This window comes from Stenotrophomonas sp. SbOxS2, assembly GCF_013416715.1.
Taxonomy (GTDB): Bacteria; Pseudomonadota; Gammaproteobacteria; order Xanthomonadales; family Xanthomonadaceae; genus Stenotrophomonas; species Stenotrophomonas lactitubi.
This window is the reverse complement of the sequence record NZ_JAAVXD010000005.1, coordinates 119563-131972: the sequence shown is the minus strand read 5'-3', so window position 1 is coordinate 131972 and position 12410 is coordinate 119563. Positions and strand designations below refer to the sequence as shown.

Sequence of the window (12410 nt, the reverse complement as noted above, 5' to 3'; positions counted from 1 at the left end):
CGGCTTCGCCGCAGGATGCGGCTACCAGGGAGAACCGTTGATGCGATGGACCTACGCACTGGCCATGATGGCCCTGATGCTGCCACTGACCACCTTTGCCGGCGATGGCTGGATAGATGGCGACGGCAAGGCGGTGCCGCAGACCGATGCCATGAAGTCCAAGGATGGATTTGCGGCATCACTGCTGGTCACCTCCGACGCCGATTGGCGGGCCAAGTGGGAAACCCCAGCGGACACCACGCCGAACTTCACCGAGGCCAGCGACGTGCAGCTGGGCGGAGAGTTGTTCGTGCTGACGTTCCTGTCCAACCCGCAACTGGGCGAGGATGGCGCAGCCAAGGTGCACTGCGACGTGCGCATGCTGCGCCCGGACGGCAGCACCAGCGCGGATGAGCGCGATGTTCCCTGCTTCACCGCCCGTCTGCCGGGACCACCCACCTTGTTGTACATGACCAACGTGCAGCTGAAATTCGTCGCCGAGCCCGGCGATCCGAAAGGTACGTGGACTGCGCAGGTGGTGGTCAAGGATCTGCTGCGGGGTGTGGGCCTGCCGCTGCAGGCGCGCTTCGAGGTCCGTTGAAAGGAAGCCTGCGGATGAAGAAGCGACGACTCCTTAGCTGGGCCGGCCTGGCGCTGTGCGTGGCCTACCTGCTGTTTACCGCGTGGCTGGTTCACGGCGCACAGTCGGATGCGGACCCGAAAGGTACCTACATCCTGATGGCGCTGCCCATCACTCTGCAGTCTGCCGCGCTTGATGCCATCGGCGCAGGCGGCCTGCTGTACGGCAAGCCTTGGTCGACCGCGTATGCGGTGCTGGTTCCGCCAACGCTGCTGTTGCTGTACGCGGCCGGTTGGTTGATCGAACGCTCGGCGCGCGGGCGCTGACGGCACTCAACCGTTGCGTGCATCGACGCCCTGCATGCGGGTCATCGCATGCAGGGCGCCCTCCAACATCGCGCTGCCGTTGGCTTACGCCGCGCGTGCAGGCACGATGGGCATGCGCGCCCCCTGCTCCAGCTGGAACACCGACACCGACGTCGTCAGTGCATGTGCCTGTTCTTCCAGCGCGCGGCTGGCAGCGGTGGCCTCTTCCACCAGGGCCGCGTTCTGCTGGGTCACCTGGTCCATCTGCACCACCACCTGGTTGACCTGCTCGATGCCGGCAGCCTGTTCCTTGCTGGCGGCGGCGATGTCGCTCATCAGCAGGGTGGTACGCGAGCTGGCCTGGGCCACGCGCGCAATCGCGGCTTCGGACTGCACGGTCACCGCAAGGCCGCTCTGCACCTTGGCGGCGGCGTCCTCGATCAGTTCCTTGATCTCCTTGGCAGCGACGCCGGCACGCTGTGCCAACGTACGCACTTCGCTGGCGACCACCGCGAAGCCGCGGCCCTGTTCACCGGCGCGCGCTGCTTCCACCGCGGCATTCAACGCCAGGATATTGGTCTGGAAGGCGATGCCATCGATCACCGTGGAGATCTCCGAAATGCGCGCGGAAGACTGATCGATCTCGCCCATCACGGTCGCCATCTGTGCCATGGCCTGCTCGGTCTCGCGCACGGCAACGCCGGCCGCGTGCGCTTCGCTGTCGGCCTGGCGGGCCAGCTCGGCGTTCTGGCGCACGGTCGAGGTCAGCTCTTCCATCGAGGCGGCGGCCTCTTCCAGATTCGCGGCCTGTTGTTCGGTACGGCGCGACAGATCGTTGTTGCCGGCGGCCAGTTCCTGTGCCGCGTTGTTGATGCTGTCGGCCGCGACCTGGATGCCGCGCACGATGCCGGTCAACTGCGCGGTGGTGGTGTTGGCGTCGTCACGCATGCGCGCGAACACGCCTTCGTACTCGCCATCCATGCGCGCGGTGAGGTTGCCATGCGAGATCGCACGCAGCACGTCGGAGACATCGGCGATGCTGGCCTGCGAACTGGCCATCATGCCGTTGAGGTGGTTCACCATCGCCTGGAACTGATACTGGAATGCCGCGGCGTCGCCACGCATGCTGAAATCGCCGGCGCGCGCGGCACGGGCCAGTTCATCGATCTGCGCGTTGATCGCCATCAGGCTCTGCTTGACCGCCGCCAGGGTGCGGGTCAGCGTGCCCTTCTCGCCGGGGTACTCGGGCAGATCGCGGCTGAGATCGCCGATCGCATAGCGCTGCATCACCTCGGCCATCAGCAACTGCACCTGCACGTGCGATTCGACCAGGTGATTGGTGGCCTGCACCATGCGACCGAAGTCGCCGGGGAACGCACTGGCATCCATCCGGTAACGGATCGCACCGGCTTCATGCTGCTCGGCCATCTGCAGCTGCGCGCCGATCGCCGCCTGCACACTCTGGCGCACGCTGGCCATGGCCTCGCCAAGCTGGGTCAGCTCGTCACGACCGCCCAGGCGGAATTCCTGGTCCAGTTCGCCCTTGGACAAGCGCTCGGCCAGCTGCACCGCACGTGCCAGCGGGCCGGTCATGCTGCGGCCGATCAACACCGACGCGGCGATGCCGACCAGCAGGGCCACGCCGCCCAGCGCCAGCAGCTGCAGCAGGCTGCGCTCGCCCAGGCGGATCGCCTCGGCGGCGGCCTCGCGGCTTTCCTTTTCCTCATAGGCCACGCCATCGGCCAGGGCCTTGTTCCAGCCATTGGCCGCTTCCTGCACCGGCCCCAGGGTCAGCGCCACGGCAGCGGGGAAATCGCCCTGCTCCATCAGTTCGCTGGTCTGCTTGTTGAGCGGACGGGCGAGCGCACGCTTGGCGGCGATGGTCTCGCCGATCACCTTGCCCTCGGCATCGCCGGGCAGGGCCTGGTAGGCAGTCCAGCTGGCCTCGTACCGCTTGACCAGATCGGCGATGCGCTGCTCGTCGTTGGCGCGGTCTTCGCCCTGGCGGATCAGCATCTCGCGGCGCACGACCATCATCTGGTTGTTGGCATCGAGCATCTCCGACAGCAGCCGTACCTTGGCTACGCCAACCTCGACCACCTGCTCCATCGCGCGCTTCTGCACGGTGGTGGCGGTAGCGCCGGTGGCCACCACGGCGGCAACCAGCAGCAACAACAGGCCAAAGCCAAGCCCAAGACGCCAGGCAACCCTGACGTTCCTCAAGTAGTTCATGGGGTGAATCCAAAACGGGGGGGATGCGCCCATATCGGCCTGCCGACCGGGAATCTTGATCGCCCCACGCTCGCCTGCGTCGGAAGCCGTTCACCTTGGTGAGGCGCCGCCCTTCGCTTCTGCGGTGGGAAGGTGGCCCTGCGGCTTGGCCCCACTGCTCATGCTGGCATCAGTTTTCTTTCACGGCGGCTGCGCAGCATGTACGGGCAGGGTGGAGGCGTGATCTGCCTGGAGATGCCCATGCCCGTATGCCGCCCCGCCCTGCTCGCCCTGTCGCTGCTGATGTCGCCCGCCTTTGCGCAGACGCCCCCGCCCGCCGGCCTGCCAGCGCCCATCGCCGAAAAGGCCGGCCCTGACACCGCGGCGCACTCGCCCCTGCATGCGCAGGTCCTGCTCGACCGTGCGAATTTCTCTCCGGGCGAGATCGATGGCGAAGTGGGCAGCAATCAACGCCGTGCGGTGTCCGGTTTCCAGGCTGCGCACGGGCTGACCGTCAGCGGTGAACTGGACGACGCCACCTGGAAGGCCCTGCAGGCCGATTCGGCTGGTCCGCTGGCAAGCTACACGCTGACCGCCGAAGACGTGGCCGGTCCGTTTGTCGCCATCCCGAAGAAGCCGGCCGAACAGGCCAAGCTGAAATCCCTGGGCTTCAGCAGTATCGAAGAATCACTGGGCGAACGTTTCCATGCCGCCCCGGAGCTGCTGAAGGCCCTCAATCCCGGCGTGGATCTGAGCAAGGCCGGGAGCCGCATCCAGGTGCCCAACATTGCACCGGCCGCTTTGCCCAAGGCCACCAAGCTGGTGGTCGACAAGTCCGACTCCACCCTCCAACTGCTGGACGTGCAGGGCAAGGTGATCGCGCAGGTACCGGTGTCGTCGGGCAGCGAGCACGACCCGCTGCCGATCGGGGAGTGGAAGATCCTCGGCGTGTACCCGGACCCGCCATTCCACTACAACCCGAAGCTGTTCTGGGACGCGAAGAAGGGCGATCGCAAGGCCACGATTCCACCCGGCCCGAACAATCCGGTCGGCCGGGTCTGGATCGACCTGTCCAAGCCGCATTACGGCCTGCACGGCACGCCGGTGCCCGGCCACGTCGGCAAGACCGAATCGCACGGCTGCGTGCGCATGACCAACTGGGATGCACTGCGCGTGGCCGCGGCGGTGGATACGTCGGTAGTCGTGGTGATGCAGGAGTAAGCCGATGCGACTCGCGCAACTGATCGTGCTGGGACTGGTGATGGGCGTGGCTGCCGGGTGGTGGCTGCAGCGCGATGGCGAGCCGTCTGATGGCGCGGCTGCCCACTCTCCTGCAGTGGTTGCGGCGGACCACGCACATGCCGTACCCGCGGAGCAGACAGCGACGGCAATCGCTGCGCCCGCCCCAGCAGCCACCGGCGACACACCCTCCGGTCTGCTGCTGCCGGTACAGGGCATTGCGCCGTCGCAACTGCAGGACACCTTCACCGACGCACGCAGCGAAGGCCGTGTGCACGATGCCATCGACATCATGGCCGCTGCCGGCACGCCGGTGCTGGCCGTGGCCGATGGCCATGTCGAGAAACTGTTCGACAGCAAACGCGGCGGCCTGACGATCTACCAGTTCGAACCCAGCGGCCGCTGGTGCTACTACTACGCGCATCTGCAGCGCTACGCCGACGGCCTGGCCGAGAAGCAGACCATCAAGCGCGGCGATGTGATCGGCTACGTCGGCAGCACCGGCAACGCCAACCCCGAGGCCCCACACCTGCATTTCGAAGTACACGCGCTGGGACCGGAAAAACAGTGGTGGAAGGGCGAATCGCTCAACCCCTATCCGCTGCTGAAAAAAGGGGACGGAGGGGATTAAGTCGCAACCCCCACGGTTTGTCCGGGGCGTCTATGCAGCGCGTGGCCCCTTCCTGCGCAGCGCGATGGTGAAGATCACCAGTGCGATGCCTGGAATCAGCAGCAACAGCGCCACCAGTTTCCAGAAGAAGAATGGCCACAGCCAGATGTAGTCCAGGTCGGTCAGTTTCAGAAGATCCAGCGGCGGTTGCAGCTCGACGGTTGCCGGCCTGCCGGCCAGCGCCGGCTCCACCTCCAGCACGGTTACCCGCAGCCAGGATCGGCCACGGGGCAATGCGTCACCGCGGCCGTAGCCGAAGTACGCGGCGGTGAAACCTGCTGTTTCAACGGTTTCCACCCGGCGCACAACCTCCGTCGCGGGCGGGCCTGATCGCAGGCTTGCGCGGAAGTCCGCGTGCTCGTTGGGCGTTTCGATGCGCATCAGCACCTCGGGGTCGAGGGCCGGGTCGGCAGCGTTGGGCGGGTAGCGCAGCCGCAAGCGCAGGCGATCGTCAATGAAGCGGTAGACCGTGATCTCCGCGCTCGCTCCGGGGCTCAGCACCAGCGGCAGTGTCTGCGTGCGTGAGGCCAGGTGGTTGGCCACAGCGCCCACCGCCAGCACCACACAAGCGGCTGCCCACAGGCCCCAGAACACCCACAGGGTGATCCGCAGCACCCTGGTCCCTCTCACGCTGACATCGTCGGTCATCGGTCCGCTTCCCTGCTGGCACGGCGTACACACTAACGAAAAAGCCCCGCTTTCGCGGGGCTTTTCCTTCACGTCAGCGTGCGGTCGCTCAGGCGAACGGATCCTGCAGGACCATGGTGTGGTCGCGGTCCGGGCCGGTGGAGACGATGCTGATCGGGCAGCCGGCCAGCTCTTCCAGCGAACGCAGGTAAGCGCGCGCGGCCGGCGGCAGGTCGTCCCAGTTGGTGATGCCGTGGGTGTTCTCGGTCCAGCCCGGGAACTCCAGGTACACCGGGGTGCACTCTTCCCAGCCCTGCGCGTCCAGCGGCGCGTACTCGGTACGCTTGCCGTTGTATTCGTAGGCGATGCAGACCTTCAGCTTTTCCATGCCGTCCAGCACGTCCAGCTTGGTGATGCACAGGCCGCTGATGCCGTTGATGGCCACGGCGCGCTTGAGGGCGACGATGTCCATCCAGCCGCAACGACGCGGGCGGCCGGTCGAGGCACCGTACTCGGCACCGCGGTCGCGGATGCCCTGGCCGATTTCATCGTCCAGCTCGGTCGGGAACGGGCCACCGCCAACGCGGGTCGCGTAGGCCTTGGCGATGCCCAGCACGTAGTCGATCGCATCGGCGCCGACGCCGGCACCGGCCAGCGCACCACCCACGGTGGTGTTGGAGCTGGTGACGTACGGGTAGGTACCGTGGTCGATGTCCAGCAGCGCGCCCTGCGCACCTTCGAACAGCACACGCTTACCCTGCTTGCGCAGGTCATGCAGGATGCCGGCAACGTCGGACTTCATCGGCTGCACGTACTCGCCGAAGGCCAGCGCCTCGTCGAAGGTCTTCTGGAAATCGACCGCGTCGGTGTTCAGATATTTGGTCAGCACGAAGTTGTGGTAATCCAGCGCGGTGCGCAGGAGTTCTTCCAGCTGCTTGGGGTAATGCAGGTCGGCGATGCGGATGCCGCGACGCGCCACCTTGTCTTCGTAGGCCGGGCCGATGCCACGGCCGGTGGTGCCGATCGCCTTGCCGCCGGCAGCGCGTTCGCGCGCCTGGTCCAGGGCGATGTGGTACGGCATGATCAGCGGCGCAGCCGGGGAGATCTTCAGGCGCGAACGCACTTCCACGCCGGAGGTTTCCAGCTCGGCGATTTCCTTCTGCAGCGCAGCCGGCGAGATCACCACGCCGTTGCCGATCAGGCACAGCGCATCGTCACGCAGGATGCCCGACGGGATCAGGTGCAGGACGGTCTTCTTGCCGTTGATGACCAGGGTGTGGCCGGCATTGTGGCCGCCCTGGAAGCGCACGACCGCGCCGATTTCCTCAGTGAGCAGATCGACGATCTTGCCCTTGCCTTCATCGCCCCACTGGGCACCAAGCACTACGACAGACTGACCCATGACGGGTTCCTCTATTTGTTGCGGCCATCGGGGCCGCGGACGGGTAAACCGCAGCGGGGCTGGCCAGCGCTTGGGTGGCGGCTCCAAACGGGGAGCGGCCGGCGATGGAAGGCCCAGACACGGAAAAAGCCGAACGGGGAGGCCCGTCCGGCTTTTGTGCATTATCCGGGTTTCCGGGGTCGGCTGCCACCTTTCCGACGGACGGCTTCACCGGCCGGTCAGGCGCCCTGCCCCGGTGGTGCCGGCCGCTGGCCGTCAATGCCAACCAAGGTTGGCATCTACCAGAGCCAGACGCAGGCGGCCGTGCCGGGCCCTCAGTGCCGCACCCACCACAGCAGGCTCAGCCCGGCCAGCAGAACCAGGCCACCGAAGCTGCGCAGGGCCGGGCTGGGCAGGTCCAGCAGGCGTTCGGCCATGCGCTTCCAGGCCACGGGGGCGGCGAACAGCAACAGGCCTTCCAGCACCGCGACCAGGCAGACGGCGGCGAACAGATCTTTCATGGGGGAACTCCGGAAAAGCACGGGGCCCGACGTATGGCCGGGCCCCGTGAGGTACTGCCGTGCGGACTCAGCGATCGTTCTTGAGGTACTGCAGGAACGGGTCGTTCTTGTCCAGCACGATCACGCCGTTGCCGTCGGTCATCGAGCCGCGATAGGCCTCGAGGCTGCGGTAGAACGCGTAGAACGACGGGTCAGCCGAACCAGCCTTGCCGTAGATGCGCGCGGCCTCGGCATCGCCTTCACCACGCAGGCGCTGGGCATCGCGTTCGGCTTCTGCGATCAGCACGGTGCTGTCACGGTCGGCCTGGGCGCGGATGGTCAGCGACTGCTCCTCGCCTTCGGCGCGCAGCTTGGCGGCTTCCTGCTTGCGCTGGGCGCGCATGCGCTCGTACACGTCATTGATCACCTGGCTGTCGGTCGGCAGATCCACCTGCTTGATGCGCAGGTCGATCATCTGCATGCCCAGACCGGCAACGGCTTCGTTGATCCCCTTCAGCTGCTCGGCGATCAGCTCGCTGCGGTCGCCGGAGACCAGCTGCTGCAGGGTGCGCGAGTTGATCTGGTTGCGCAGCGAGTCGGTGATGATCGGTGCCAGGCGGGCGTTGGCGATACGCGGATCGCCACCGGTGGCACGGAAGTAATCACCCACGTTGGAGATGTAACCGATGGCGAAGAAGTCAACGCTGACGTCCTTCTGCTCGGCGGTGAAGTAGCGTGCCGGGGCGGTGTCCAGCACCTGGAAGCGGCGGTCGAACACCCGCACCGTTTCCACCACCGGCAGCTTGAAGTGCAGGCCCGGCTTGATGTCCGAACGCACCACCTTGCCCAGGTTCAGGACCATGGCGGTCTGGTCCTCACGGACCACGTACACCGAGCCCAGCAGGCCCAGCAGCACCGCTACGACAACGGCGATCCACATTGAATTTCTCATCGGCTGCCCTCCTCACGGCCGCTCGAACGCCCGGTCGGGCGGCCCACCGGCCGGCCCGGATCACGGGAAGCTTCCACTGCCGTGGTACCCGGCAGCGACGGCATCACCACGTCCGGGTTCGGTACCGGCGCCTGTGCCGAGGTGCTGGCACGGGTATCGCCGGTCATCGGCACGTAGATCAGCTGACGGCCATCGCCGCCGATGACCTTGCGGTTCTCGCTCAACACCTGCTGCACCGTTTCCAGCCACAGGCGCTTGCGGGTGACTTCCGGTGCTTCCTTGTACTGGGCCTGCAGCAGGCTGAAGCGCTGGGCATCACCCTCGGCCTTGGATACCACGGCCTGCTTATAGCCTTCGGCGGTGGTACGGGCACGCGAGGACTGGCCACGCGCTTCAGGCACGACCTTGGCCGCATAGGCCTGGGCTTCGTTGATCAGGCGCTCCTTGACCTGCTGGGCACCGTTGACCTCGTCGAAGGCCGGCTTGACCTCTTCCGGCGGACGGGCGTCCTGCAGGGTCAGGCCGGTCACGGTCAGACCGGTCTTGAAGGCCGCCAGCAATGTCTGCAGGCGCTCTTCAGCGGCCACGGCCAGCGGGCCACGGTTGTTCAACACGGCGTTGAGGTCGGCGCGGCCGACTTCCTCGCGCACCGCGCTCTGCGCCGACTGTTCCAGCACCTGGTTGGCATCGACAGTGCCGAACAGATACTGCTGCGGGTCATCGATGCGGTACTGCACGTTCAACGAGACGTTGACGATGTTCTCGTCGCGGGTCAGCACCGGCACCTGGATCGAGAAGGTCTTGATCTCGGTGGCGTTGACCTTGGTGACCGATTCGATCGGCCAGGGCAACTTGAAGTTCGGGCCTGGGGTCAGGATGCGCGAGAACTGGCCGAAGCGCAGCACGACGCCACGCTGCTGTTCGCCGATCAGCTGGAAGCTGGAGAACAGCACCAGCAGGACCACTGCTGCCGCCACCCAACGCAGGATGCCGCCGTCGAACAGATCCTTCAGCGGTCCGGGCAATCCGCCCCAGCCGCCACCATTGCCACCGCCGCGCGACCCGAACGGCCCGCGTCGATTGTCCTCGGGGCCTTGTCCGCCCTTGTTGCCGCCGGGTGTATTCCAGGCCATGCACGCTCCATCAAGATGTGGGCTGCGACGCGGGCCCTTCCCGCAACGCCAGCCATGAACCACTACCGATCATACAAGATGGGGCTGACCGGCAGGATTGAAAGGGTCCGGAACGGGTAAGGTGGCGTTTTCCTTGAAGTCAGGCAACGCCGATGGCCCCCACCACCCCGTTCACCGCCTTCCGCATCGAAAACGACGACGCCGGTTACCGCAGCGGCCTGGTGCCGCTGAGCCTGGACGACCTCAACCCCGGCCAGGTGCTGATCCGTGCCCACTGGTCCTCGGTCAACTACAAGGATGCCCTGGCCGGCACCGGCAAAGGCCGGATCCTGCGGCGCTTCCCGCTGGTGGGCGGCATCGACGTGGCCGGCACGGTGGTCGCCTCCACCGATCCGGCCTGGCGCGAGGGCGATGCGGTACTGGCCACCGGCTGCGGCCTCAGCGAAACCCGCGATGGCGGCTACAGCCAGTACGTGCGACTGGAATCGAGCGCGGTCATCGCCCAGCCGGCAGGCCTGAGCCCGCGCGAGGCAATGGTGCTGGGCACCGCCGGCTTCACCGCCGCGCTGGCCCTGCTGCGCCTGCAGGACAACCGGCAGACGCCCGAGTTGGGGCCACTGGCGGTCACCGGCGCCAGCGGTGGAGTCGGTGCCCTGGCCGTGGACATCTTCAGCCGCGCCGGCTATGCCGTGCACGCGATCAGCGGCAAAACGGAGCAGACCGACTTCCTGCGCGACATCGGTGCTGCCGAAGTGTTGCCGCGTGATGCCCTTGCCGACACCGGTCCGCTGCAGTCGGCACGCTTCGGTGGAGGCCTGGACAACGCCGGCGGGCCGATGCTGGCCAGTCTGCTGGCACAGACCGTGCCCTATGGCAGCGTGGTCAGTGCAGGCCTGGCCGCCAGCCCGACGCTGGACATGACCGTGATGCCCTTCATCCTGCGCGGTGTATCGCTGCTTGGTGTGTCGTCGGCCAATGCCCCGCGCGCGCTGCGCGAAGAAGTGTGGGCACGCTTGGGCGACGCGTGGAAACCGCAGCACCTGGACCGCATCTGCACCGCCGAAGTCGGCCTGGACGGCCTGCCTGCGGTGTTCGATCGCATGCTGGCGGGCGGCTCGCTTGGCCGCACGGTGGTGCGGATCGACTGAACGTCGCAGGCAGGCGACGGACGGCAGCTGTCGCCCTCCCGCCAACAGGATGCCGGCACTACACTTCCGGCATCACATGGGGAACAACATGGCACGCATTCTGATCGTCGACGACTCACCGTCGCAGCTGTTGGGGATACAGCGCATCGTCGAGAAGCTCGGGCACCAGATCCTGACCGCCACCGATGGCGCGGCCGGGGTGGAGACCGCCAAGGCCGAGCTGCCCGACCTGGTGCTGATGGACGTGGTGATGCCCAACCTCAATGGCTTCCAGGCCACCCGCACCCTCGCCCGCGATGAAGCGACCCGGCACATTCCGGTGATCCTGGTGACCACCAAGGACCAGGACACCGACCGCATGTGGGGCATGCGCCAGGGTGCCAAGGCCTACATCACCAAGCCGTTCTCGGAAGACGAACTGTCCGAAGTGCTGGAGCGGGTGTTCGCCGGCCAGGGCTGACACACCGCTCTGGTAGCTGCCAACCTTGGTTGGCACGCCTTTGCCGGCCAGCGGCCGGCACTACCGCAAGGCGTGCGGACCAAGGTCCGCACCCATCGAAGCAAATCTCAGATCGTTTCGCCAAACGCCTTGGCCAGATTCCGATAGGCCTTCTTCTGCGCCTCATCCGTCGCCGCCGGGGCGACAATCTCCAGCTCGACGATCTGATCGCCTTCCGGGCTGCCCGGCAGGCCACGCCCACGCAGGCGCAGCTTGCGACCGGCATCGGAGTCGGCCGGAATCTTCAGCTCCACCGCTCCGCCCAGGGTCGGCACGCTGATGCTGGTGCCCAGCGCCGCCTGCCACGGGGTGACCGGCAGCGTGTACAGGATGTTGCGGCCATCCACCTCGAACTGCGGATGCGCGGCGTACTCCACTTCCAGCAGCAGGTTGCCGCCGTGGTTGCCCTGCCCGGCCAGGCGGATCACCTGCCCGGGACGGATGCCCTTGGGCACGCGCACGTCCAGCTGCTTGCCGTTGACGGTGATGCGCAGGCTGTCGCCGTTATAGGCCGCCTCCAGCGGTACCGACAGCTTGGCCCGGGTGTCGCGGTTGGGCGCGTGGCCGTGGCTGCTGAAGCCCGGACCGGGACCCGCGCTCTGGCCGCCGCGCTGGCGCGCGAACAGGCTCTCGAAGAAGTCGCTGAAGCCCCCATTGGGGCCTCCGCCACCACCACCGAACACTTCCTCGAAATTGAAACCGCCACCGCCGTAGTTCGGCGGCACATTGAATTCCTCGCCCGGGCGATAGCCCTGCGCGCGCAGCTGGTCATAGGCCGCGCGCTTCTCGGGATCGCGCAGCGCCTCGTAGGCCTCGTTGATGGCCTTGAACTTGTCTTCGGCCCCGGCCTCCTTGCTGACGTCCGGGTGGTACTTGCGTGCCAGTCGGCGATAAGCGGTCTTGATTTCCGCTTCGCCCGCGCTCGGTTCCACCCCCAGGGTGGCGTAATAATCCTTGAATTCCATCCAGCTACCTCGATTCGCTTCGGCGGCGCCGGTGGCGCCGCCCCGGGTTCATTCTACGCGCCGGCGATGCTACGCCGCCGGTCGTGCGGCAATGGTGAGGCCGACTGATCCAGCGCAATGCGCCTGCCATCGCCCTGCCCCATGCTGTGGCTGACAGCCCGCCGCGGACGACGGAGATGGGGTGTATACATGGGTTTTCCAATGTCTTGACGCGTCCGTCC

13 protein-coding genes are annotated in these 12410 nt (G+C 66.7%); 6 read left to right on the top strand and 7 right to left on the bottom strand.

Translation table 11 applies throughout. From position 1 onward, the window contains the following. Positions 1 to 40 precede the first annotated feature (40 nt). The gene (locus HFK18_RS10205) at positions 41 to 580 is read left to right on the top strand and encodes a hypothetical protein (protein ID WP_180166205.1); all 540 of its coding nucleotides are present in this window, start codon (positions 41 to 43) and stop codon (positions 578 to 580) included. 14 nt (positions 581 to 594) lie between these two features. Beyond that, entirely contained in the window at positions 595 to 885 is a 291-nt protein-coding gene (locus tag HFK18_RS10200; protein ID WP_099818909.1) for a hypothetical protein, read from the top strand. Positions 886 to 969: 84 nt separating this feature from the next. Here the strand turns inward: HFK18_RS10200 and HFK18_RS10195 are convergent, their stop codons facing one another. Beyond that, complete coding sequence (locus tag HFK18_RS10195; RefSeq protein WP_180166203.1) at positions 970 to 3096, bottom strand: methyl-accepting chemotaxis protein; 2127 nt, start codon at positions 3094 to 3096, stop codon at positions 970 to 972. Between the two features lie 234 nt (positions 3097 to 3330). On the opposite strand from HFK18_RS10195, the gene HFK18_RS10190 reads away from it, so the two are divergent. Both HFK18_RS10190 and HFK18_RS10185 read left to right on the top strand, forming a co-directional pair. Next, positions 3331 to 4296, top strand: a complete 966-nt coding sequence (locus tag HFK18_RS10190) for a L,D-transpeptidase family protein (RefSeq protein WP_180166201.1) — start codon at positions 3331 to 3333, stop codon at positions 4294 to 4296. 4 nt (positions 4297 to 4300) lie between these two features. After that, positions 4301 to 4945, top strand: coding sequence for a M23 family metallopeptidase (locus tag HFK18_RS10185; protein WP_180166200.1), 645 nt, complete (start codon positions 4301 to 4303; stop codon positions 4943 to 4945). A 30-nt stretch (positions 4946 to 4975) separates the two neighbouring features. Here HFK18_RS10185 and HFK18_RS10180 read toward each other — a convergent pair whose 3' ends face one another. The 5 genes from HFK18_RS10180 to hflK all read right to left on the bottom strand — a co-directional run bounded on the left by HFK18_RS10180 (position 4976) and on the right by hflK (position 9577). Then, complete coding sequence (locus tag HFK18_RS10180; RefSeq protein WP_180166646.1) at positions 4976 to 5614, bottom strand: hypothetical protein; 639 nt, start codon at positions 5612 to 5614, stop codon at positions 4976 to 4978. A 106-nt stretch (positions 5615 to 5720) separates the two neighbouring features. Next, a complete protein-coding gene (locus tag HFK18_RS10175; protein WP_025877044.1) occupies positions 5721 to 7013 on the bottom strand; it encodes an adenylosuccinate synthase in 1293 nt (430 codons plus the stop codon). Positions 7014 to 7327: 314 nt separating this feature from the next. Beyond that, positions 7328 to 7513 (bottom strand): DUF2065 family protein, encoded by a 186-nt coding sequence (locus HFK18_RS10170; protein ID WP_089236459.1) that lies wholly within the window; start codon positions 7511 to 7513, stop codon positions 7328 to 7330. A 67-nt stretch (positions 7514 to 7580) separates the two neighbouring features. Then, positions 7581 to 8444 carry a protease modulator HflC gene (locus tag HFK18_RS10165; protein ID WP_089236460.1) on the bottom strand — a complete coding sequence of 288 codons (864 nt, stop codon included), beginning with the start codon at positions 8442 to 8444 and terminating at the stop codon, positions 7581 to 7583. Next, positions 8441 to 9577 carry an FtsH protease activity modulator HflK gene (hflK, locus tag HFK18_RS10160; protein ID WP_180166198.1) on the bottom strand — a complete coding sequence of 379 codons (1137 nt, stop codon included), beginning with the start codon at positions 9575 to 9577 and terminating at the stop codon, positions 8441 to 8443. Before hflK ends, HFK18_RS10165 begins: the two co-directional genes overlap by 4 nt. A 152-nt stretch (positions 9578 to 9729) precedes the next feature. On the opposite strand from hflK, the gene HFK18_RS10155 reads away from it, so the two are divergent. Both HFK18_RS10155 and pilH read left to right on the top strand, forming a co-directional pair. Then, positions 9730 to 10725 (top strand): YhdH/YhfP family quinone oxidoreductase, encoded by a 996-nt coding sequence (locus HFK18_RS10155; RefSeq protein ID WP_180166196.1) that lies wholly within the window; start codon positions 9730 to 9732, stop codon positions 10723 to 10725. Between the two features lie 88 nt (positions 10726 to 10813). Then, a complete protein-coding gene (gene pilH, locus HFK18_RS10150; RefSeq protein ID WP_005410644.1) occupies positions 10814 to 11185 on the top strand; it encodes a twitching motility response regulator PilH in 372 nt (123 codons plus the stop codon). A gap of 107 nt (positions 11186 to 11292) precedes the next feature. On the opposite strand, the gene HFK18_RS10145 is transcribed toward pilH, so the two are convergent. After that, complete coding sequence (locus HFK18_RS10145; RefSeq protein ID WP_180166194.1) at positions 11293 to 12189, bottom strand: DnaJ C-terminal domain-containing protein; 897 nt, start codon at positions 12187 to 12189, stop codon at positions 11293 to 11295. Positions 12190 to 12410: the final 221 nt, after the last annotated feature.